The sequence below is a fragment of the Streptomyces sp. NPDC016677 genome, from assembly GCF_055562815.1.
Map to the genome: position 1 here is coordinate 16,644 of NZ_JBVHEO010000019.1, position 20,414 is coordinate 37,057.

Consider the following 20,414-nt stretch of genomic DNA (forward strand, 5'->3'; position numbering starts at 1 on the left):
CGTCCATCTGGCACGGTCGACGTGCCCACCAGCGCAGCCCTTCGGAAGGAGCTCCCGTGCCGAACCCCGGCCGGTTCACCCGCCGTCTGAGCCTGAAGACCGCCCTGGCCACCGCCGCCGCCCTGCCCCTCGCCGGTACCGCGCCCGCCGCCGCCGCGCCGGCGGAGCGCGGCGCCGGTCCCCTGGAGGTCATGTCGTTCAACCTGCGCTTCGCCTCCACCACCGAACCCAACAGCTGGGCCGCCCGCAGACCCGTGACCCGCGCACTGCTGCGCCACGAACGCCCGCACGTCCTCGGCACCCAGGAGGGCCTCTACCAGCAGGTCCGGGACATCGAGGCCGACCTCGGCGCGTCCTACGACTGGATCGGCACCGGCCGCGCGGGCGGCAGCCGCGACGAGTTCATGGCCGTGTACTACGACACCCGCCGGCTCGCCCCGCTGGAGTACGACCACTTCTGGCTCTCGGACACGCCGGACGTGATCGGCTCCAACACCTGGGGCGGCGGTTCCATCCGCATGGTCACCTGGGTCCGCTTCCGGGATCTGCGCGACGGCGGCCGGGAGTTCTTCTTCCTCAACACCCACCTGGACAATGCGAGCCAGAACGCACGCGCGCGTGCCGCCTCGCTCATCGCACAGCGGATCGGCCGCCTCGACGTGTCGCTGCCGCTGGTGGTGACCGGTGACTTCAACGTGGCCGCGCACGGCAACCCCGTCTACGACACCATGCTGGGCGCCGGTCTCGTCGACTCCTGGGACGCGGCGGCGGAGCGCAGCGCGCTCTACGCGACGTTCCACGGTTACCGGCCGCTGACCCCGGACGGCGACCGGATCGACTGGATCCTGGTCACCCCGGGCGTCACGGTGCACCGCGCGGCGATCAACACGTACGCGCGGGACGGGCAGTTCCCGAGCGACCACCTGCCGGTGCAGGCGTCGCTGACGCTCGGCTGAGGGCGGGGACGGCCGAGGCCCCCGCGACCGGTGGCGGTCGCGGGGGCCTCGGCACGGCCTGGGGAGGCTCAGCCCTTGCGTGCCTTGATCTCCTCGGTGAGCTGCGGGACGACGTCGAACAGGTCGCCGACGACGCCGTAGTCGACCAGGTCGAAGATCGGGGCCTCGGCGTCCTTGTTGACCGCGACGATGGTCTTCGAGGTCTGCATGCCCGCGCGGTGCTGGATCGCGCCGGAGATGCCGGAGGCGATGTACAGCTGCGGCGAGACGGACTTGCCGGTCTGGCCGACCTGGTTGGTGTGCGGGTACCAGCCCGCGTCCACCGCGGCGCGCGAGGCGCCGACGGCCGCGCCGAGGGAGTCGGCGAGCGCCTCGATGATCGCGAAGTTCTCCGCGCCGTTGACGCCACGGCCGCCGGAGACCACGATCGCGGCCTCGGTCAGCTCCGGACGGCCGGTCGACTCGCGCGGCGTGCGCGAGGTGACCTTGGTGCCGGTGGCGGCGGCGGAGAAGGTCACCGACAGGGCCTCGACGGCGCCGGCGGCCGGGGCGGCCTCGACGGCGGCGCTGTTGGGCTTGACCGTGATGACCGGGGTGCCCTTGGAGACGCGGGACTTGGTGGAGTACGCGGCGGCGAAGACGGACTGGGTCGCCACCGGGCCCTCGTCGCCGGCCTCCAGGTCGACGGCGTCGGTGATGATGCCGGAGCCGATGCGCAGCGCGAGGCGGGCGGCGATCTCCTTGCCCTCGGCCGAGGACGGCACCAGCACGGCGGCGAGGGAGCCCCCGGCGGACACGGCCTCGACGGCGGCCTGGAGGGCGTCGACCTTCGGGACGACCAGGTAGTCGGCGTACTCGGCGGCGTCGTGGGTGAGGACCTTCACCGCGCCGTGCTCGGCGAGGGCGGCGGCGGTGTCGGCGGCGCCGTTGCCCAGCGCGACGGCGACGGGCTCGCCGACGCGGCGGGCCAGGGTGAGCAGCTCCAGGGTCGGCTTGCGGACGGCACCGTCCACGTGGTCGACGTAGACGAGAACTTCAGCCATGGGACTTCTTCTCTCCTGCTTGCGAAAGATGAGGGACGGTCAGCGGATCGCGGGGGCTCAGATGAACTTCTGGCCCGCGAGGAACTCGGCGAGCTGCTTGCCGCCCTCGCCCTCGTCCTTGACGATCGTGCCCGCGGTGCGCGCCGGGCGCTCGGCCGCCGACTCCACGACCGTGTAGGCGTTCTCCAGGCCGACCTCGTCCTCGTCGATGTCGAGGTCGGACAGGTCCCAGGACTGAACCGGCTTCTTCTTGGCCGCCATGATGCCCTTGAAGGACGGGTAACGGGCCTCGCCCGACTGGTCGGTCACCGACACGACCGCCGGGAGGGAGGCCTCCAGCCGCTCGGAGGCGGCGTCGCCGTCGCGGCGGCCGGTCACCTTGCCGTCCTCGACGGAGACCTCGGACAGCAGAGTGACCTGCGGCACGCCCAGGCGCTCGGCGAGCAGCGCGGGGACGACGCCCATGGTGCCGTCGGTGGAGGCCATGCCGGAGACGACCAGGTCGTACCCGGCCTTCTCGACGGCCTTGGCCAGCACCAGGGAGGTGCCGATGGCGTCCGTGCCGTGCAGGTCGTCGTCCTCGACGTGGATCGCCTTGTCCGCGCCCATCGACAGCGCCTTGCGCAGCGCGTCCTTGGCGTCCTCGGGGCCCACCGTCAGGACGGTGATCTCCACGTCGTCGTCGGAATTCTCCGAGATCTGGAGCGCCTGCTCGACCGCGTACTCGTCCAGCTCGGAGAGCAGACCGTCCACGTCGTCCCGGTCGACGGTCAGGTCATCGGCGAAGTGCCGGTCGCCGGTGGCGTCGGGCACGTACTTCACAGTGACAACGATCCTCAAGCTCACGCCGGCTCTCCTACTGCGTCGACATTTCCGTTGCTGCCTCTTGCAGGCAGCATAGGCGCCCCAAGCGGCCGATCCCGGCCGGGGCGACCTGCCCTCCGGCCGAAATATTACTCGTCAGTACACTCAGTTCGTTCCCGCTGAGCAAGCGCTTTGAACTGTGACCTTCGCAACGCAGCGTAACCGGAGCCCGACGGCTCCGCGCAGGCGCCCCCGCGCCGGTCAGCCGCGCAGGCCGTCGAAACGCCCCTGGTGGTACACGAGGGGCCGGCCGTCGCCGGTGGGGTCGCCGAGCAGCACCTCGGCGAGCACGATGCGGTGGTCGCCCGCGGGGACGCGGCCGGCGACGCGGCAGACCAGCCAGGCCAGGACGCCGTCCAGGACGGGCACCCCCTCGGGACCCGTACGCCAGGCCGTGCCCGGTCCGAAGCGGTCGGCGCCGCTGCGGGCGAAGGTGGCGGCCAGGTCCTGCTGGTGCTCGCCGAGTATGTGCACGCCGACGTGTCCGGCCTCGGCGATCACCGGCCAGCTGGAGGACCCGGTACCGACGCCGAAGGAGACCAGCGGCGGCTCGGCGGAGACCGAGGTGAGGGACGTGGCGGTGAAGCCCACGGGGCCCGCGTCACCGCACGCGGTGATCACGGCGACGCCCGCCGCGTGCCGCCGGAAGACGGACCGCAGCAGGGCGGGGGTGTCGGATCGGAGACGGGCCAGGTCGGGTGTGACCGTCATGCGTGAGTCCTTCTGCGCCGCGCCCCGGCCGGGGAAGGGATGGCCGGAGGCTCAAGTGTCAGGCTGACGACAGGTGCCGCGCACCGTCAAGCGGGTGTTCCGGAATGCGGAACCCATGCCGCCGGGGAGGTGCCGTCACACGGCCTCCCCGAGCGCGGCGATCACGTCCGCCTTGCGCGGCTGCCCGGCGGCCCGCCGCACCACGCGGCCCTCGGCGTCCAGGACCAGCACGGTCGGCGTGCTGACGATGTCCAGGGCGCGGACCAGCTCCAGGCGGGCCTCGGCGTCGATCTCGACATGGGCGATCCCCGGGACCAGTCCGGCGACCTCGTGGAGCACCCGGCGGGTGGCCCGGCACGGGGCGCAGAAGGCGCTGGAGAACTGGACGAGCGTGGCCCGCTCCCCCAGTTCCGCGCCCAGCTCGGCGGCGCCCAGCCGCTCGTCCTCGTCCCGCCCGCCCACACGCACGCTCCCGTCTCGGTCCGGTTCCCCGCCCGTACAGCGCCCACGGAACGGTGAAAGATTCCCGTCCGGCCGCCGCACGAGGGGGACGTGACGAGAATCTCGCCCGCTACGGGCACCAGGGCTGGTACACCGGTCGTTCTTCGGGCACGATCTGCGACAAGCCGTAAACCTACGGCTGCGTAAGTTTCTTCTGGGAGTCCCCTCCCCAGTCGAAGAAGGAAGGGTCCGCGCCGCCCATGGCAGAACTCGTCTACCGTCCGGCCATCGGTCTCGCCCGCACCCTGTTCAAGGTGTGGGACCTCAAGATCGACTGCCAGGGTTCGGAGAACATCCCGCGCTCGGGCGGCGCCGTGCTGGTGAGCAACCACATCAGCTACCTGGACTTCATCTTCGACGGCCTGGCGGCGCTGCCGCAGAAGCGGCTCGTGCGCTTCATGGCGAAGGAGTCGGTCTTCCGGCACCGCGTCTCCGGCCCCCTGATGCGGTCGATGAAGCACATCCCGGTCGACCGCAAGCAGGGCGAGGCGGCGTACGCGCACGCGCTGGACTCGCTGCGGTCCGGCGAGATCGTCGGGGTCTTCCCGGAGGCGACGATCTCCGAGTCGTTCACGCTCAAGAGCTTCAAGTCGGGTGCGGCGCGGCTGGCGCAGGAGGCGGGCGTCCCGCTGGTGCCGATGGCGCTGTGGGGCACCCAGCGGCTGTGGACCAAGGGCCACCCGCGCAACTTCAAGCGGAGCCACACCCCGATCACCATCCGGGTCGGCGAGGCGATGGAGGCCCCGCGCGAGCAGTACGCGGGCGCGATCACCCGCCGTCTGCGCGGGCGCGTGCACGAGCTGCTGGAGGCCGCTCAGCGCGCCTACCCGGTGCGGCCGAAGGGCCCGGAGGACACCTGGTGGATGCCGGCCCACCTGGGCGGCACCGCCCCGACGCCGGAGCAGGTCCGCGCGGCCGAGGCGCACTGACCGCGGGGCCCGGGCCCCGGGCCGCTACAGGGCGCTCGGCAGGATCCGCCACAGGTGCGGCCGGTCGGTGGCGGTGCGCAGGGCGTGCAGTACGGCCGGGTGCGGTGCGGTGCGCAGGAGCGGGTGGTCCGCCTCGCCGGCCGCGGTGTCCGCGGTGAAGGCCAGCCGTTCCCCGTCCAGGGAGAACCGGGCGTCGACGCCGGGCTTGTTCCCGCGCGGGTCCTGCCGGTGCCAGGCGCCGTTGAACCGTACGGCGACCAGTCCGTGCACGACGTGTCCGCCGCCGTCGTCGTGCAGCAGCCGCTGGTAGCAGAGCGCGGTGGGGATGTCCTCGGCCCGCAGCAGCGCGGCCAGGGCGTGGGCCTTGGCGTAGCAGATGCCGGTGCGCTGCTCCAGGACGTCGGAGGCCCGCCAGGTGACGCGCGGGTCGCCCGAGTCCTGCGAGTGCGGCACGGCGTCCCGGACGAACTCGAACGCGAGCCGCGCATAGGCATACGAGTCCTCCGCGCCCTTGGCGAGGCGCGCGGCCGTCTCCCTGACCAGCGGGTGCTCGTGGTCGATCACCTCGTCGGCGGCGAGATAAGCGGACAGGTCAGAGGTTTCCTGGATCAGCTCCATGCCCGCAGAGCATAGGAAAGCGATCACCCTGGGTCAATAGATTTCCGGGTGACCGCATACCTATGCATCACCGCACACCTGTGGTCACGGTCCGGGTGCCGCGCTTACCGGGCCATCTCCTCCTTGAGCGCCGCCACGAACGCGTCCACGTCGTCCTCGGTGGTGTCGAAGGCGCACATCCAGCGGACGTCGCCGGCCGCCTCGTCCCAGAAGTAGAAGCGGAACCGCTTCCGCAGGCGTTCGCTCACGTCGTGCGGCAGCCGGGCGAAGACGGCGTTGGCCTGCACCGGGTGGAGGATCTCCACGCCGTGCACGGCGCGCACGCCCTCGGCCAGGCGCTGGGCCATCTCGTTGGAGTGCCGGGCGTTGCGCAGCCACAGGTCCTTGGCGAGCAGCGCCTCCAACTGCACGGAGACGAAGCGCATCTTGGAGGCGAGCTGCATGGACAGCTTGCGCAGGTGCGGCATGTGGCGCACGGCGTCCTGGTTGACGACGACCACCGCCTCGCCGAACAGGGCGCCGTTCTTGGTGCCGCCCAGCGAGAGGATGTCGACGCCGACCGCGTTGGTGAAGGTCCGCATGGGGACGTCGAGGGAGGCGGCGGCGTTGGCTATCCGTGAGCCGTCCAGGTGCACGGTCATGCCGTGCGCGTGGGCGTGGTCGCAGATCGCGCGGATCTCGCCGGGTGTGTAGAGGGTGCCGAGTTCGGTGCTCTGGGTGATCGAGACGACCTGGGGCATGGCCCGGTGCTCGTCGTCCCAGCCGTACGCCTGCCGGTCGATCAGCTCGGGGGTGAGCTTGCCGTCGGGGGTGGGGACGGTGAGCAGCTTGAGGCCGCCCATGCGCTCGGGGGCGCCGCCCTCGTCGACGTTGATGTGCGCGCTCTCGGCGCAGATCACCGCGCCCCAGCGGTCGGTGACCGCCTGGAGCGCGACGACGTTGGCGCCGGTGCCGTTGAAGACCGGGAACGCCTCGGCCGTGGGCCCGAAGTGGCCGCGGATCACCCGCTGAAGGTTCTCCGTGTACGCGTCCTCGCCGTACGCGACCTGGTGGCCGCCGTTGGCCAGGGCCAGGGCGGCGAGCACCTCCGGGTGGGCCCCGGCGTAGTTGTCACTGGCGAAACCGCGTTCCTCGGGGTCGTGATGGCGACGCGCGTCGGTCTTCGGGGGGTTCACGGCTTCTCGGTCAGCCACAGACGGTTTCCGTTCACTTCCGCGGCGGGCTTCTCCCAGACTCCGGCGACCGCCTCGGCCAGGTCCTTGACGTCCGTGAAGCCCGCGAACTTCGCGTTCGGGCGCTCGGCGCGCATCGCGTCGTGCACCAACGCCTTCACCACCAGGATCGCAGCCGCCGAGGCCGGCCCCCGCTCGCCCCCCGCTTTGCGGAAGTAGTCGGCCAGGGCGAGCGTCCACGCCTCGGCGGCGGCCTTGGCGGCCGAGTACGCGGCGTTGCCCGCGGTCGGTTTCGACGCGCCGGCCGCGCTGATCAGGACGTACCGGCCGCGGTCGCTGCGCTGGAGGGCCTCGTGGAAGGCGAGGGAGGTGTGCTGGACGGTGCGCACGAGGAGCTTCTCGAGCAGGTCCCAGTCGCCGAGGTCGGTCTTGGTGAAGGTCTGGCTGCCGCGCCAGCCGCCCACCAGGTGGACCAGGCCGTCGACGCGGCCGTACTCCTTCTCGATCCCGTCGGCCCAGGCGCGCGCGGCGTCCAGGTCGAGCAGGTCGACGGTCTCACCGGTGACGGTGGCGCCGCCGTGCGCGTAGCGCGCCGCGTCCACCGCCTCCGCCAGCTTCTGCGGGTCGTTGTCCGAGCCGACGACCGTCGCCCCCGCCTCGGCGAGCCGCAGCAGCGCGGCCCGTCCCGCGGGACCGCCCGCGCCGGCCACGGCGATCACCGCGCCGTCGAGCGTCCCGTTGCCGTTGGGCCCCATGGTCCTCGCCTCCCGAGCCTTGTTCGCGATGCCGGTGCCGTCGCTCACGCGGCGGCCCGCTCGGCGCTGTCCGCCGTGATGCCCCGGGTCGACGCGATCACGTTCTTGAGCTTCTTGGACAGGGCCTCGTAGAACATGCTCAGCGGAAACTCGTCCGGAAGCACGTCGTCCACGAGCTTGCGCGGCGGCAGGGTCAGGTCGAGGGCGTCGGGGCCCTTGGCCCACTTGGAGCCCGGGTGGGGGGCGAGGTAGGTGGAGACCAGCTCGTAGCCGGCGAACCAGTGGACGAGTTTGGGGCGGTCGATACCGTTGCGGTAGAGGGTCTCGATCTCCGCGCACAGCTGGTTGGTGACCTGGGGGGCGCGCTCCCAGTCGATCGAGAGGCGGTTGTCGGTCCAGCGGACGACGTCGTGCTTGTGCAGGTAGGCGAAGAGGAGCTGGCCGCCGAGCCCGTCGTAGTTGCGGACGCGTTCACCGGTCACCGGGAAGCGGAACATGCGGTCGAAGAGGACCGCGACCTGTACGTCCCGGGCCTGCGGTACGCCTTCGCCGGCGAGCTTCACGGCCTCCTTGAAGGCGGTGAGGTCGCAGCGCAGCTCCTCCAGGCCGTACATCCAGAACGGCTGGCGCTGCTTGATCATGAACGGGTCGAAGGGCAGGTCGCCGTGGCTGTGGGTGCGGTCGTGGACCATGTCCCACAGCACGAACGCCTCCTGGCAGCGCTGCTGGTCGTGGACCATCGCGGCGACGTCCTCGGGCAGTTCCAGGCCCAGCACGTCGACGGCGGCGGCGGTGACGCGGCGGAAGCGGGCGGCCTCGCGGTCGCAGAAGATGCCGCCCCAGGTGAAGCGCTCGGGGGCCTCGCGCACGGCGATGGTCTCCGGGAAGAGAACGGCGGAGTTGGTGTCGTAGCCCGAGGTGAAGTCCTCGAAGGTGATGCCGCAGAACAGCGGGTTGTCGTAGCGGGTGCGCTCCAGTTCGGCCAGCCAGTCGGGCCAGACCATGCGCAGCACGACCGCTTCGAGGTTGCGGTCCGGGTTGCCGTTCTGCGTGTACATCGGGAAGACGACCAGGTGCTGGAGGCCGTCGGCGCGGTGCGCGGCGGGCTGGAAGGCCAGCAGCGAGTCGAGGAAGTCGGGCACCTGGAAGCCGCCCTCGGCCCAGCGTCCGAGGTCCGTCACCAGGGCCTCGTGGTAGGCGCGGTCGTGCGGCAGCAGCGGCGACAGCTCCCGTACGGCGTCGGCGACCCGGCGTACGGCGTCCTCGGCGGCGCTCCGCTCGGGGGCGCCCTCGGCGGCGAAGTCGATCGACCCGTCCTTGGACTGCCAGGGGCGGATGCGCTCCACGGCATCCTTGAGCACGGGCCACGCCGGGTGCTCCACCACCCTGTCCGCCGGAGGAAGCCGCTCCTCCGTACCCGCCTGCACAAGAATTTCCGTCATGTTCCATCCTCCACGGGAGAACCTCGCGTAAGGACACCGTATGCATACAAGGTTTCCCTCATCAAGAGGAACCTCGGGAAATTATCCTGCCGCACCCCGGGCTTCACCGCACTTTTTCCTGTGGGTCACCGGGGAGGGGCGCTCCCCGCCGGGCGGTTAGGCTGCGGGTCGTGTCACCGTCCGACGTCCGACGGAAGCGGGTCGTGTCTTGAACTTCCTTACCATCGGTCACCGGGGCGTCATGGGCGTCGAGCCCGAGAACACCCTGCGGTCCTTCGTCGCCGCCGAGCGGGCCGGGCTCGACGTGATCGAACTCGATCTGCACCTGAGCAAGGACGGCGCCCTCGTCGTCATGCACGACACGGACGTGGACCGCACGACCGACGGCACCGGTCCGATCGCCGGGAAGACCCTCGCCGAGCTGCGCACGCTCGACGCGGGGCACGGGGAGCGCGTCCCGCTGTTCGAGGAGGTGCTGGACGCCGTGTCGCTGCCGTTGCAGGCGGAGATCAAGGACGTGGCGGCGGCCCGGGCCCTGGCCGAGGTGATCGAGGAGCGGGGGCTGGCCGGGCGGGTGGAGGTGTCCTCGTTCCACGACGAGGCGGTCGCCGAGACGGGCCGGCTGGTGCCGGGCGTACGGACCGCCCTCATCGCCAGCCGCCCCATCGGCACCGACGTCGTGGAACGCGCCGTCGAGGCCGGTGCCGCGACCGTCTGCCTCAACATCCGCCGGCTCACCCTGGAGACCGTGGAACTGGCCCGCGCGGCGGAGCTGAGGATCATCGGCTGGGTGGTCAACACCCAGGAGCACCTGCGCCTGGCGCGGGCCTTCGGCCTGGACGGCGTGACGACCGACTACCCGGAGATCAAGCGCACCGGCCGCTTCACCGCCTGACTCCTCAGGACAGTTCCTTGACCAGCAGCTCGAAGGCGAGGTCCGCGCGCCGCGGTATGCCGAAGCGCTCGTCGCCGTACGGGAACGGGCTGGTCCGGCCCGTACGCCGGTAGCCGCGCCGCTCATACCAGGCGATGAGCTCCTCGCGCGCCGTTATCACCGTCATGCGCATCTCGGTCGTGCCCCAGTCCGTACGGGCCCGCCGCTCCGCCTCGGCGAGGACCGCCTTGCCGAGGCCGGCGCCCTGGAGACCGGGGCGGACGGCGAACATCCCGAAGTAGGCGTGCCCGTCCCGGCGCTCCAGCTGGCAGCAGGCGACGATCCGCCCCTCCCTCTCGACCGTCAGCAGCGTGCCCCCAGGCGTCTCGATGACCTCCCGCACCCCTTCGGGATCCGTCCGCTGCCCTTCGAGGAGGTCCGCCTCGGTGGTCCACCCGGCCCGGCTGCTGTCGCCCCGGTACGCCGACTCGATCAGCGCGACGAGCGCGTCGACGTCGGCGGCGGTGGCGTCGCGGAAGGTCAGGTCGGTGGTGAGCGCGTCGGCGGTGTCCATGGAGCACGTCTCCCTTGAGTGCGGTGCGGTGCGATACGGCGTGGCGCGGTGCGGCGCGGCGCGGGCAGCGTCGAGCGTAACGCTGCCGTTAGGCTCCGGACGCATGGTGCATGTACTCAGCAGCCGTATCCTGCTCCGCCCCGTCGACCCGGACCGCTCCCGCGCCTTCTACGGCGAGCGGCTCGGCCTCGCCGTCCACCGGGAGTTCGGCACCGGTCCGGAACGCGGCACCGTCTACTTCCTCGGCGGCGGCTTCCTGGAGGTCTCCGGCCGGGCCGAGGCGCCGGCCGCGCCGGGGCTCCGGATCTGGATGCAGGTGGCCGACGCGGCGGCGGCCCGCGACGAGCTGCGGGCCAAGGGCGTGCCGATCGTGCGGGAGCCGGTGCGCGAGCCGTGGGGCCTGGTGGAGATGTGGATCGAGGACCCGGACGGAACCCGGATCGTCCTGGTGGAGATCCCCGGCGATCATCCGCTGCGCTACCGGCCGGGTCTCTGAGCCGGTCCGCGCGGGCGGGGCGGCGGGAAGATCCGGATGGTACGGGCGGGCGGTCGGGCTTAGCGTGCTGGAGGGGGACGCCGGCCGCCGCGGAAGGGACGCCCCACGCCATGCCCGATGCGATCGAGACGGACGCGCCCGTGCCCGGCGGGCCCTGCTGGGCCGAGCTGGGGACCAGTGACGTCGGGGCCGCCCGGCGGTTCTACACCGGGCTGTTCGGCTGGCGGCCCGAGACGGTTCCGGGCCGGGCGACCGGCGGCTACACACTGGCGCGCCTCGCGGGCACGCCGGTCGCCGGGCTGGCCCCGCTGTACCGGCCGGAGCAGCCGGTCGGCTGGGACGTGACCTTCGCCGTGGCCGACGCGGACGCCGCCGCGCGGCGGGTGACGGTGTCCGGCGGCGCGGTCCTGTCCGGCCCGGTGGACGTGACCGACGCGGGCCGTCTGGTGGTGGCGGTGGACCCGGGCGGCGCGGTGTTCCAGCTGTGGCAGGCCGGTGCCTTCGCGGGCGTCGCCCCGCCGGGGGTGCCCGGTTCGCTGGGCTGGGTGGAACTGCTCACCCGTACGCCAAAGCAGGCCGCGGACTTCTACGCGGCGGTCCTCGGCTGGCGGCTGAGCGGCTCAGGCACCTCCGGCGCCTCGGGCGGCTCGGCGCGGTGGAGCGTCGGCGGGGCGGAGTTCGGCTCGCTGGTGGCCATGGACGACAAGTTCCCGCACGAGGTGCCCGCGCACTGGCTGCCGTACTTCGCCGTGGCGGACGTCGAGCGTGCCGCCGCCGATGCCACCGGCGGGCACGGCACCGTCCTGATGCTGCCCGCCTCGCTGCCCGACGGCCCGCGCATCGCGGTGCTGCGGGACCCGCAGGGGGCGATGTTCGGGGTGTACGGGGCGGGTGGCGGCCGGGGCTGACGCGCCGCCGGACCCGGTGGTCCCGGGTCAGGCCCGCGGCACGCCGAGGCGTCCTTCCAGCTGGACGAGGAGTTCGCCGAGCAGCCCGGCCAGCGCACCGCGCTCGGGCGTGCCCAGGCCGGACAGGGCGACCGTCTCGTAGGCGAGCTGCTCGGGGAGGATGCCGTCCACCGTGTCGCGCCCGGCGTCGGTGAGGCGGACGTGGGCGACCCTGCGGTCCCTGGTGTCGCCGCGGCGTTCCACCAGGCCGCGCTCGGAGAGCTGCTTGAGGCGCTTGGTGACGGCGGCGCCGGAGGAGAAGGTCTCGCGGGCCAGTTCCCCGGGGGTCAGCTCGTGTCCCGTGCGGCGCAGCGCGCCCAGGAGGTCGAACTCGGGCCGGGTGAGACCGGCCCGGCGCAGCGGCGCGTCCTCCGCCTGCTGGAGGAGGGCGGCGCAGCGGTTGATGCGGCCGATGATTTCCATCGGGCCGGTGTCCAGGCCGGGGTGGACGGCCTGCCACTGCCGGACGACACCGGCGACGGTGTCGCCCTTCGCCGGCCCGGTCAGGTCGCCCGCCCCCGACCCCGTCACGTCACGCGCCCCCGGCCCGGTCACATCGCCCGCCCCCGTCACGTCACGCGCCCCGGGACCAGTCACATCGCCCGCCCCCGCCCCGGTCGGGCCGGTCTTCGCCGGTCCGGTCGTGCCGTCCTTGGTCGCCGAGGGCCGGTCGGTTGCCGTCATGGCTTCGCGTCCTCCGTTGTCGTGCCCGAGTCCTGGTCCGCGCCGGCCGTCCGGCGGCGCACCGTAGCGGCGAGGGTACGGTGTCCGGCCTGCTCGGCGAGCACGACCCTCTCCTGGGGCAGAGCCCGCTGCCACCACTCGCCCGCGGCGGCGTCGGCGGTGGCCCGCAGGTCGGTCAGGGCGGCGGCCAGGGCGCGCCGGGCGGTCTCCAGGGCGGCGGGGTCCGGGTCGGGTCCGGACAGCAGCCGGGCGGCGTGCTCACGGGCGCGGTCGGCGGCGGTCACGGCTTCCTCGACCCGGGAGGCCGCCCGCCGGTTGGTGACGGCCATCGCGGCCAGGAGACCGACCACGGCGCCGACCACGGTGTCCAGTACGCGTTCGGTGATCAGCTCCCCGGGGTCCTGGTAGCGGGCGAACTCGCTGATGAGCAGCGCCATGGGGGTGACGCAGACGGTGCCGAGCCAGTAGTTGCGGCTGATGAACGCCTCCGCGCCGAAGGCGCAGGCGAGGCAGAACACCACGAGGAACGCCTGGTGGAGGTGGGCGACCGGGGCGACGGCGGCGAACAGCAGCACCCCGGCGAAGTTGCCGACGACGCGCTGGACGGTCCGGCTCCAGGTGAGGGTCAGGTTCGCCTGGTAGAGCGCCGCGGCGGTAACCAGGGCCCAGTAGGGGCGGCCGACACCGATCGCGAGGGAGGCCCAGCCCGCCAGGGCACAGCCGAGGGCGGTGCGCACCGCGATCGGGGCGAGCGGACCGACCCGGTGCCACAGGCGGCGGGGGCCGGCGGTCAGTTCGGCCTCGACGCCGAGCAGTTCCTCGGTGTCGGCGGCGCTCTCCCCGGTGCGCGGGACGCGCCCGGTGCCGCGCAGGTCGCGGGCCCAGCCGCGCAGCCGTTCCGGGTCGGTGTCGGCGGGCGCGGCGAGCGCGACCTCGGCGCGGACGACAAGGCGTTCCAGGGCGCGGCGGGTGGCCGCGCGGGCACCGGACGCCGGTACGGCGAGCAGGGCCTGCCAGGCGGCCTGGACGGCGGCGTACCCGGCGGCGCGGGCCCCGGCATGGCCGTCACCGGTGCCGCGGGTGTCGGCGTACGCGGCGGCGGCGCGCAGGGCGGCGGCGGTGGCGCGGCGCTCGGGGCCGTGCGGGCGGACCAGGCCGGGGGCCATGCCGACGATCCAGGCCCAGGCGCCCGCGGCGAGGGCGAGGCCGAGGTGACCGGGAATCTGGCCGAGGGTCTGCGGGACGAACAGGGCGGCGGAACTGATGAAGGTGAGGACGACGTTGCCCGGCGGGCCGACCCGGGTGGCGTCGCACAGCGTCTTCTGCGCGGCGGCCAGCAGGGCGCCGACGGCCACCAGCACGACGGCGTCGTCGGTGAGCGACGCGGTGACCAGGGCGACGGCGAGGCCGCCGACCATGCCGAGGATCACCCACACCAGGGCACGGGCGCGGGCGGCGTAGGGGCGGTTGTGGGCGTACAGCGCGCACATGGACCCAGCCATCGTGTACATGGCCAGGTCGAGCCGGCCGAGCGCCAGCAGGGTGAGGTTGGGCGGGGCGAGCGAGGCGACGGAGCTGAGCGCGGGCTTGAACCAGATGTCGGAGGGGCGGCGCGGACGCAGCGCGCCGGCCAGGGGGAGGCGGCGGATGCGGGTGGGGCCGGAGGTGGGGGGCGCGCTGCTCATACAAATACCTTAGCAGGTGTTTTACTTGTAAAAGATTACCTCCGGGTTCACCGCTGTCCCAGGCCGTGCTCCCGTGAATGCCCCTCCGATGCCTCCTTGCGCTCGCGTGCGCGCCGCGCGCCGTGGGCATCCCTCGACCGACAGCCGAGCGAGGGAGGGGCGCGTGCACGGACCGGTGTCCTCCGGCTGGCTGCTGGTCGCGCTGTGCGCGGCGACCGGCGCCTACTGCCTGCTGCGAATGCGCAGCGATGTCGAGGAGCAGCGCCGCGCCGCGGGCGGCGAGGCGTTGATGGGGTTCGGCATGGCCGTCATGGCCGTGCCGGCTGCCGTGATCACCCAGCCGGCGTGGGTCTGGCCGGTCTACGCGGCGGTGTTCGGCGCGGCCGGGCTGCGCGCCCTGTGGGCCGCCCGGAGCGGCCGCCACCATCTCCACCACCTGGTCGGCGCCGGGGCGATGGTCTACATGTCGCTGGTGATGACCGCCTCCCCCGGGCACGGCCACGGCCACGGCGGTTCCGGCGTGCCCCTGCTCACCGGCGCCCTGCTGCTCTACTTCGCCGGGTACGTCCTGCTGGCCGGGGTCCGTCTGGTGCCGGTGCCCGCGGTGGCCGGTGCCGCGGGCGGCGGGTGGGGCGACCGGCCGGAGCTGGCGCGCGCGTGCCGGCTGTCGATGGGGATCGCGATGCTGGCGATGCTGGCGATGCTCTGAACTCGCGCCGGGCGCACGGCGGGCAGCCCTCGGGGAGCCACGAGCACCGGGATTGGCCCACCGGCCTCCGGTTCGGCGAGGATCTCAGCATGCAGACGCCGCACCTGAACTCCCCGCCCCGTCCACCGCGGCCCCGCACCGCGCTCCGTACCGCCTCCCGCGCCGCCTGGGTCCTGGCGGTGTGCTCGGCGCTGCTGCTCGTCCTGGTCGCCGCCGAGTGGCGCCCGCTGATCGACCTGGACACCGGCATCTCCCGCACCACGCACCGCTGGGCGGTCGAGGAGACCGGCGTCACGCAGACCTTCCGCGTCCTGACCGACTGGGTCTGGGACCCGTGGACGATGCGGCTGCTGTGCGCGGTGGCCGTGCTGTGGCTGGGGCTGCGGCGCGACGCCTGGTGGACGGCGCTGTGGCTGGCGGCGACGTGCGCGCTGACCGCGCTGGTGCAGCAGGTGCTGAAGGCCGCGGTGGGCCGGGCGCGTCCGGTCTGGCCCGACCCCGTGGACAGCGCCCACTACGCGGCCTTCCCCTCGGGCCACGCCATGACCGCCACCGTGGTGTGCGGCCTGCTGCTGTGGCTGCTGCACCACTACGCCGCCGCCCGCGCCGCGCGCCTGGCCGCGACGGCCGTGGCCGTGGTCTCGGTGGCCGGCGTCGGCCTGACCCGGGTCTGGCTGGGCGTCCACTGGACCACGGACGTCGTCGCCGGCTGGCTCATGGGCGCCCTGACGGTGTGTCTGGCGGTGTCGGTCCACCGTCGCCGGCGGCCCGGGCCGGCAGCGCGCCGGACCGCCCCCTCGCCACGGGAGAGTCCGGCCTCGTAGGATCCCGGCATGACGGCGGTGCTCTTCGACTTCTCCGGCACCCTCTTCCGCGTCGAGTCCTGCGGGACGTGGCTGCGCGCGGTGCTCGCCGAGGCCCGGGTCCAGCTGCCCGAGGCGGAGGTGGAGCGCACCGCGCGGGCGCTGGAGGAGGCGGGCGCGCTGCCGGGCGGGGCCCCGCCCGCGCGGGTGCCGGACGAGCTGGCCGCCGTGTGGGAGACCCGGGACGAGGCGCCGGAACTGCACCGCGCGGCGTACACGGGGCTGTCCCGCCGGGTGCCGCTGCCCGACCCCGCGCTGCACGAGGCGCTCTACGAGCGGCACATGACGCCGGCCGCGTGGCGCCCCTACCCCGACGCCGCCGAGGTGCTGCGCACGCTGCGGCAGCGCGGGATCCCGGTCGGCGTGGTCAGCAACATCGGCTGGGACCCCCGTCCCGTCTTCGAGGCGCACGGGCTGGCCCCTTACGTGGACACCTACGCGCTGTCCTACGAACACGGCGTCCGCAAACCGGACCCCGCCCTGTTCGCCACGGCCTGCGCGGCCCTGGGCGCCGACCCGGCGCACACCCTGATGGTCGGCGACGACCGCCGCGCGGACGGCGGCGCTGCGGCCCTCGGCTGCGAGGTGCACTTCGTCGACCACCTGCCGGTCCGCGAACGGCCCGACGGACTGCGGCCGGTACTCGACCTCGTGCCGCGATAACCGGCCCCCGGTCGTCAGGCCGTGGTGATCCGTCACTCGGTGGGCTGGTGGCCGGCGGATTCGTGAACGGGCCGCTCGGGCCTCGCCCGCACCGCGGGCGCGACCGGCGGCAGCGGCGGCACCGTCGGACCCGGTGCCGTGACGGGCGATCGAGTGGGCGCCGACGGGATTCCCCGAGACGGGGGACGGCCCTCGGCACGCGCCGCCACCTTGGGCGATCCCCCGCATCGCCCAAGGTGGCGGTGGCCGGACGCGCCCATGGCGGTGCGAGTCCGGTAGCCCTGAGTATAGTTGGCTGGCAGCCAGTCAACGCAGGAGTTACAGCATGTCCCCGCGGAGCGCCTCGGTCAACGAAGAGTTACGCCGGCGCTCGCAGGAGCGGTTGCTCCAGGCGGCGGTGGAACTGGTCGGCGAACGCGGTTACGACGCCACCACCTTGGGCGACATCGCCGACCGGGCGGGGGCGGCGCGGGGGCTGATCTCGTACTACTTCCCCGGCAAGCGCCGGCTCGTGCAGTCCGCCGTGCACCGGCTGATGCACCGCACGCTGGAGGAGGCCCTGGAGCGGGAGCCGCGCTCCGGCGACGGGCGGGAGCGGATGGCGCGGGCCATCGACGCGGTCCTGGGTCTGGCCCGGGACCAGCCGGTGCTGATGCGCCAGCACATGGCGGGACTGCTGCACGCCGAGGGGTTCGTGCCGTGCCCGGAGCAGCGGCGGCTGGCCGAACTGCTGCGGGACACCGTCGCCCGGCACGGCTCGTGCGACGTGGACCGGGACTACCCGATGCTGCGGGCCCTGCTCATGGGCGCCGTGTACGCCGCGCTGATGCCGGGGGCACCGATGCCGGTGCCGGTGCTGCGCGCCGAAATCTTCGCGCGCTACCGGCTGGAGTGGGACATGGGTGTCCCGCCGGACACCCCGGTGTCCGGCGGGAGCCGCGGCACGGCCACGGACCTGTCGCGCTTCTTCGCCACCGCGCCGGCCCCCGAGGACCGGCCGGAGGATCAGTCGAAGTAGTCCGGCTGCGTCTGGACGTTCAGCTCGTCCAGGCGGACCCGCTTGGCCGCGTCCGTACGCCGGTCGCTGAGCTTGAGCACGTCGAAGCCCTTGGCGATGTCGTTCGAGTAGATGTGGCCGTTGTAGTAGTACGCCGACCAGGAGCCGCCGGTGACCATCGTGTCGGTGGACAGCGGGCCGCGCTCGAAGTACGCGATCTCCTTCGGCTTCGAGGAGTCGGTGAAGTCCCAGACGGAGACGCCGCCCTGGTACCACGCCTGGACCATGAGGTCCTTGCCCTTGACCGGGATCAGCGAGCCGTTGTGGGCCACGCAGTTCTCCGTGTCGGCCTGGTGGCGCGGGATCTTGAAGTAGCCGCGGAAGACGAGCTTGCTCTTCTCGCCCTTGCCGACGATGTCGTAGATGCCGTCGGCACCGCGGTTCGGGCCGATCTCCGCGTTGCAGGTGGCCGCGCCGCCGCCGCCCAGCTCGTCGGTGAAGACGACCTTCTTGGCGGTCTGGTTGAAGGTCGCCGAGTGCCAGAACGCGAAGTTGACGTTGTCCTGGACGCGGTCGATGACCTTCGGGCGCTCCGGGTCCTTGATGGAGAACAGGATGCCGTCGCCCATGCAGGCGCCCGCCGCCAGGTCCTTGGAGGGCAGCACCGTGATGTCGTGGCAGCCGGTGGTCTTGGAGACACCGGGGTTGGTGGGCGCGCCCGGGTTGCCGCCGCCGTCGGGGCCCTCACCGGGGAACAGCACCGGGAAGCCGACGACCGCCGCCTTCTCGGGGGCGCTGCGCGGCACCTTGATGACCGAGATGCCGTCGTGCGGCGGCTGGCAGTCGGGGTACGACGCGCTCGGCGAGTACGAGGAGACGTAGATGTAGACGTTGCGGCGCTCGGGCACGATCGTGTGGGTGTGCGAGCCGCAGGCGGTCTCCACGGCGGCGACGTACTTCGGGTTGCGCACGTCGCTGATGTCGAAGACCTTCATGCCCTCCCAGGAGGACTTCTCGGTCACCGGCTGGGTGGTGCTGTTGCAACTGTCGTCGCTGCGCGAGGAGTCGGTCGACAGGAACAGCAGGTCACCGGAGACGGAGATGTCGTTCTGCGAGCCGGGGCACAGCACCTGCGAGACGGTCCTCGGCTTCTTCGGGTTGCTGATGTCGAAGACGCGGAAGCCGTCGTAGTTGCCGGCGAAGGCGTACTTGCCCTGGAAGGCCAGGTCCGAGTTGGTGCCCGGCAGCACGTCCTTGGGGATGTTGACGAGGTGCTCGATGTTGTCCGAGTGGACGATCTCGTCCTGGGCGGGTATCTCACCGCTCGCGATCGCCTCGGCCGCCTCGGCCCGCGCGCTCTTGGACACCTCCTTCGACGCGGCCGGACCGTCCCCGGGGTCGGGGGTCGCCGCCGCCGGTGAGGCGGTGAGCAGCGCGGCCAGCAGCCCGGCGGCAGCCGTGCCGACTCCCAGGCGTCTGCGCCGTGTTCTCGGGTCGTTCAACAGGATCACTGCTTCCTCCCTGGTTCCGTTCGCGTTCGAACGGTGCGTCCATTCCGCAGTATCGTCTTCGGCATGCTCATACCAACAGGGGGCAACAGACTCGTAATGAAGTTTTCCGATCAGCGGTGTGCGGAAGCGTGCTAGGACGGTCAGGACACTCACGAGGTGTCCCCCGCCCCGGCTGTCCCAGGAGGTCGTTGTGCCCTTCCGTCCCGTGTCCCGTGCCTCGCTCGTCGCGGTGTCGCTGACCGCCCTGGCCGTACTGGGGCTCGGGGCCTGCGACTCCGGCGACTCCGGCGGGAACACCGGCTCGGCCGCCTCCTCCGGCCCCTCGGTGATCGCGCCCGGCGGACCGGGCGAGGCCAATCGCACGCTGTCCGCCCAGGACGCCGAGGAGCAGCGCGCCGACGACGACTCGCCCAACTCGGCCGATGCCGACTACGCCCGGATGATGATCCAGCACCACGCCCAGGCGCTGGTGATGACCGACCTGGTGCCCGAGCGCGCCGCGTCGGAGAAGGTGCGGCGCCTCGCCGAGCGGATCGCCGCGTCGCAGGAGCCGGAGATCGGCGCCATGCGGGGCTGGCTGACGGAGCACGGCGAGAAGGAGACGGGGACGGGCGGCGCGCACGACCACGCCACGATGCCGGGCATGGCGACCGACGCGCAGCTGAAGCAGTTGCGCGCGGCGCGGGGAAAGGCGTTCGACCAGCTCTTCCTGACGCTGATGATCACCCATCACCAGGGGGCGATCACCATGGCGACGGACGTGAAGGCGCAGGGCAACAACGTCCGGATCGAGGAGATGGCCGACGACGTGGTCGCCCAGCAGACCAGCGAGATCTCCCGGATGCGGGACATGCTGTGATGCGTACAGGGGTGATCGCCGCCGCGGCCGCGGGGCGGGCGGGGGCCGGTCAGCGGCGGGCCCGGCGCGGTGCCAGCAGGCCCGCGTCCCGGGCCTGGCCGATCAACCGCAGCGACCCGCGCCTGCTCAGCCCGGTCGCGGCCATCACCGCCAGGACGGGGTCGCCGCCCCGCTCCTGAGCGGCCCGGTACTCCCGCGCCGCCAGCCGCTGCCCCTCCGGCCCCCGCGGACAGCCGGGCCGGGCGTGCCGAACGGCGGACGGGGCGCCGTCCGCGCGGCCGGCGCCGCACGCCTCGGCGAGGGGTTCCTCCAGCCACTCGCCGAGCGCCGTCAGGTCGTCGAGGCAGAGCGCCGGCCGGGCCTGCACGTCCTCCAGGCAGACGCCGTCCGGGGAGACCACCGCCAGGGCCTCGATCCGGGCGCCGTCGGCGAACACCAGCAGGACGTCGTACCAGGACGCGGTGGCACCGTCCTCGCACACGTTCCACGCGTGCCGTACGGAGATCTCGCCGTCGTCCGGGCAGCGGTCGGACAGCCGGAGGGAACGATGAACGCGCGATG

The 20,414-nt window shown here is 73.0% G+C and carries 23 protein-coding genes; 10 read left to right on the forward strand and 13 right to left on the reverse strand.

The window, feature by feature from the left end; translation table 11 throughout:
• The first annotated feature begins 56 nt into the window (after nt 1-56).
• Complete coding sequence (locus ACZ3IG_RS32270) at nt 57-956, forward strand: endonuclease/exonuclease/phosphatase family protein (protein WP_467436535.1); 900 nt, start codon at nt 57-59, stop codon at nt 954-956.
• A gap of 68 nt (nt 957-1,024) precedes the next feature.
• Here ACZ3IG_RS32270 and ACZ3IG_RS32275 read toward each other — a convergent pair whose 3' ends face one another.
• The 4 genes from ACZ3IG_RS32275 to ACZ3IG_RS32290 form a co-directional block, all read right to left on the reverse strand.
• On the reverse strand, nt 1,025-1,999 hold the full coding sequence (locus tag ACZ3IG_RS32275; RefSeq protein ID WP_467436536.1) for an electron transfer flavoprotein subunit alpha/FixB family protein: 975 nt from the start codon (nt 1,997-1,999) through the stop codon (nt 1,025-1,027).
• Nucleotides 2,000-2,056: 57 nt separating this feature from the next.
• The gene (locus ACZ3IG_RS32280) at nt 2,057-2,845 is read right to left on the reverse strand and encodes an electron transfer flavoprotein subunit beta/FixA family protein (protein WP_467436537.1); all 789 of its coding nucleotides are present in this window, start codon (nt 2,843-2,845) and stop codon (nt 2,057-2,059) included.
• 219 nt (nt 2,846-3,064) lie between these two features.
• Nucleotides 3,065-3,574, reverse strand: coding sequence for a flavin reductase family protein (locus ACZ3IG_RS32285; RefSeq protein WP_467436539.1), 510 nt, complete (start codon nt 3,572-3,574; stop codon nt 3,065-3,067).
• Nucleotides 3,575-3,709: 135 nt separating this feature from the next.
• Nucleotides 3,710-4,042 (reverse strand): TlpA family protein disulfide reductase, encoded by a 333-nt coding sequence (locus ACZ3IG_RS32290; RefSeq protein ID WP_467436540.1) that lies wholly within the window; start codon nt 4,040-4,042, stop codon nt 3,710-3,712.
• A gap of 233 nt (nt 4,043-4,275) precedes the next feature.
• Here ACZ3IG_RS32290 and ACZ3IG_RS32295 point away from each other — a divergent pair, with 233 nt between their 5' ends.
• Complete coding sequence (locus ACZ3IG_RS32295; protein WP_467436542.1) at nt 4,276-5,004, forward strand: lysophospholipid acyltransferase family protein; 729 nt, start codon at nt 4,276-4,278, stop codon at nt 5,002-5,004.
• A gap of 24 nt (nt 5,005-5,028) precedes the next feature.
• On the opposite strand, the gene ACZ3IG_RS32300 is transcribed toward ACZ3IG_RS32295, so the two are convergent.
• From ACZ3IG_RS32300 to ACZ3IG_RS32315, 4 genes are all read right to left on the reverse strand, one after another.
• Complete coding sequence (locus tag ACZ3IG_RS32300) at nt 5,029-5,622, reverse strand: transglutaminase domain-containing protein (RefSeq protein WP_467436543.1); 594 nt, start codon at nt 5,620-5,622, stop codon at nt 5,029-5,031.
• A gap of 104 nt (nt 5,623-5,726) precedes the next feature.
• Nucleotides 5,727-6,797 (reverse strand): threonine aldolase family protein, encoded by a 1,071-nt coding sequence (locus tag ACZ3IG_RS32305; protein ID WP_467436545.1) that lies wholly within the window; start codon nt 6,795-6,797, stop codon nt 5,727-5,729.
• Complete coding sequence (locus tag ACZ3IG_RS32310) at nt 6,794-7,549, reverse strand: SDR family NAD(P)-dependent oxidoreductase (protein WP_467436666.1); 756 nt, start codon at nt 7,547-7,549, stop codon at nt 6,794-6,796. The genes ACZ3IG_RS32305 and ACZ3IG_RS32310 overlap by 4 nt, the downstream gene beginning before the upstream one ends.
• 44 nt (nt 7,550-7,593) lie before the next feature.
• Nucleotides 7,594-8,991, reverse strand: coding sequence for a DUF6421 family protein (locus ACZ3IG_RS32315; RefSeq protein WP_467436546.1), 1,398 nt, complete (start codon nt 8,989-8,991; stop codon nt 7,594-7,596).
• A gap of 208 nt (nt 8,992-9,199) precedes the next feature.
• Here ACZ3IG_RS32315 and ACZ3IG_RS32320 point away from each other — a divergent pair, with 208 nt between their 5' ends.
• On the forward strand, nt 9,200-9,886 hold the full coding sequence (locus ACZ3IG_RS32320; protein WP_467436548.1) for a glycerophosphodiester phosphodiesterase: 687 nt from the start codon (nt 9,200-9,202) through the stop codon (nt 9,884-9,886).
• A 4-nt stretch (nt 9,887-9,890) separates the two neighbouring features.
• Here ACZ3IG_RS32320 and ACZ3IG_RS32325 read toward each other — a convergent pair whose 3' ends face one another.
• Nucleotides 9,891-10,439, reverse strand: a complete 549-nt coding sequence (locus ACZ3IG_RS32325; protein WP_467436549.1) for a GNAT family N-acetyltransferase — start codon at nt 10,437-10,439, stop codon at nt 9,891-9,893.
• Between the two features lie 103 nt (nt 10,440-10,542).
• On the opposite strand from ACZ3IG_RS32325, the gene ACZ3IG_RS32330 reads away from it, so the two are divergent.
• Together ACZ3IG_RS32330 and ACZ3IG_RS32335 are read left to right on the forward strand one after the other, a co-directional pair.
• Nucleotides 10,543-10,935 carry a VOC family protein gene (locus ACZ3IG_RS32330; RefSeq protein WP_467436551.1) on the forward strand — a complete coding sequence of 131 codons (393 nt, stop codon included), beginning with the start codon at nt 10,543-10,545 and terminating at the stop codon, nt 10,933-10,935.
• Between the two features lie 122 nt (nt 10,936-11,057).
• Nucleotides 11,058-11,843 (forward strand): VOC family protein, encoded by a 786-nt coding sequence (locus ACZ3IG_RS32335; protein WP_467436667.1) that lies wholly within the window; start codon nt 11,058-11,060, stop codon nt 11,841-11,843.
• 27 nt (nt 11,844-11,870) lie between these two features.
• Here the strand turns inward: ACZ3IG_RS32335 and ACZ3IG_RS32340 are convergent, their stop codons facing one another.
• Entirely contained in the window at nt 11,871-12,413 is a 543-nt protein-coding gene (locus ACZ3IG_RS32340; protein ID WP_467436669.1) for a MarR family winged helix-turn-helix transcriptional regulator, read from the reverse strand.
• 149 nt (nt 12,414-12,562) lie between these two features.
• Complete coding sequence (locus tag ACZ3IG_RS32345) at nt 12,563-14,251, reverse strand: FUSC family protein (protein WP_467436552.1); 1,689 nt, start codon at nt 14,249-14,251, stop codon at nt 12,563-12,565.
• 163 nt (nt 14,252-14,414) lie between these two features.
• Here ACZ3IG_RS32345 and ACZ3IG_RS32350 point away from each other — a divergent pair, with 163 nt between their 5' ends.
• From ACZ3IG_RS32350 to ACZ3IG_RS32365, 4 genes are all read left to right on the forward strand, one after another.
• Complete coding sequence (locus ACZ3IG_RS32350) at nt 14,415-14,960, forward strand: DUF5134 domain-containing protein (protein ID WP_467436553.1); 546 nt, start codon at nt 14,415-14,417, stop codon at nt 14,958-14,960.
• A gap of 89 nt (nt 14,961-15,049) precedes the next feature.
• A complete protein-coding gene (locus tag ACZ3IG_RS32355) occupies nt 15,050-15,784 on the forward strand; it encodes a phosphatase PAP2 family protein (protein ID WP_467436555.1) in 735 nt (244 codons plus the stop codon).
• Nucleotides 15,785-15,793: 9 nt separating this feature from the next.
• A complete protein-coding gene (locus ACZ3IG_RS32360) occupies nt 15,794-16,486 on the forward strand; it encodes an HAD family hydrolase (protein ID WP_467436556.1) in 693 nt (230 codons plus the stop codon).
• A gap of 325 nt (nt 16,487-16,811) precedes the next feature.
• A complete protein-coding gene (locus ACZ3IG_RS32365) occupies nt 16,812-17,504 on the forward strand; it encodes a TetR/AcrR family transcriptional regulator (protein ID WP_467436557.1) in 693 nt (230 codons plus the stop codon).
• Here the strand turns inward: ACZ3IG_RS32365 and ACZ3IG_RS32370 are convergent.
• Nucleotides 17,492-18,994, reverse strand: a complete 1,503-nt coding sequence (locus ACZ3IG_RS32370; RefSeq protein ID WP_467436558.1) for an LVIVD repeat-containing protein — start codon at nt 18,992-18,994, stop codon at nt 17,492-17,494. The genes ACZ3IG_RS32365 and ACZ3IG_RS32370 overlap by 13 nt on opposite strands.
• A 190-nt stretch (nt 18,995-19,184) precedes the next feature.
• On the opposite strand from ACZ3IG_RS32370, the gene ACZ3IG_RS32375 reads away from it, so the two are divergent.
• The gene (locus tag ACZ3IG_RS32375) at nt 19,185-19,853 is read left to right on the forward strand and encodes a DUF305 domain-containing protein (RefSeq protein WP_467436560.1); all 669 of its coding nucleotides are present in this window, start codon (nt 19,185-19,187) and stop codon (nt 19,851-19,853) included.
• Nucleotides 19,854-19,902: 49 nt separating this feature from the next.
• On the opposite strand, the gene ACZ3IG_RS32380 is transcribed toward ACZ3IG_RS32375, so the two are convergent.
• Complete coding sequence (locus tag ACZ3IG_RS32380; RefSeq protein WP_467436670.1) at nt 19,903-20,358, reverse strand: DUF6214 family protein; 456 nt, start codon at nt 20,356-20,358, stop codon at nt 19,903-19,905.
• Nucleotides 20,359-20,414 lie beyond the last annotated feature (56 nt).

What these genes read in the sequence shown, in the direction of transcription:
- ACZ3IG_RS32330 (WP_467436551.1), top strand. Translation starts at nt 10,543, where the DNA reads ATGGTGCATGTACTCAGCAGCCGTATCCTGCTCCGCCCCGTCGACCCG.
- ACZ3IG_RS32360 (WP_467436556.1), top strand. Translation starts at nt 15,794, where the DNA reads ATGACGGCGGTGCTCTTCGACTTCTCCGGCACCCTCTTCCGCGTCGAG.
- ACZ3IG_RS32295 (WP_467436542.1), top strand. Translation starts at nt 4,276, where the DNA reads ATGGCAGAACTCGTCTACCGTCCGGCCATCGGTCTCGCCCGCACCCTG.
- ACZ3IG_RS32355 (WP_467436555.1), top strand. Translation starts at nt 15,050, where the DNA reads ATGCAGACGCCGCACCTGAACTCCCCGCCCCGTCCACCGCGGCCCCGC.
- ACZ3IG_RS32275 (WP_467436536.1), bottom strand. Translation starts at nt 1,999, where the DNA reads ATGGCTGAAGTTCTCGTCTACGTCGACCACGTGGACGGTGCCGTCCGC.
- ACZ3IG_RS32345 (WP_467436552.1), bottom strand. Translation starts at nt 14,251, where the DNA reads ATGAGCAGCGCGCCCCCCACCTCCGGCCCCACCCGCATCCGCCGCCTC.
- ACZ3IG_RS32325 (WP_467436549.1), bottom strand. Translation starts at nt 10,439, where the DNA reads ATGGACACCGCCGACGCGCTCACCACCGACCTGACCTTCCGCGACGCC.
- ACZ3IG_RS32365 (WP_467436557.1), top strand. Translation starts at nt 16,812, where the DNA reads ATGTCCCCGCGGAGCGCCTCGGTCAACGAAGAGTTACGCCGGCGCTCG.
- ACZ3IG_RS32300 (WP_467436543.1), bottom strand. Translation starts at nt 5,622, where the DNA reads ATGGAGCTGATCCAGGAAACCTCTGACCTGTCCGCTTATCTCGCCGCC.
- ACZ3IG_RS32285 (WP_467436539.1), bottom strand. Translation starts at nt 3,574, where the DNA reads ATGACGGTCACACCCGACCTGGCCCGTCTCCGATCCGACACCCCCGCC.
- ACZ3IG_RS32310 (WP_467436666.1), bottom strand. Translation starts at nt 7,549, where the DNA reads ATGGGGCCCAACGGCAACGGGACGCTCGACGGCGCGGTGATCGCCGTG.
- ACZ3IG_RS32315 (WP_467436546.1), bottom strand. Translation starts at nt 8,991, where the DNA reads ATGACGGAAATTCTTGTGCAGGCGGGTACGGAGGAGCGGCTTCCTCCG.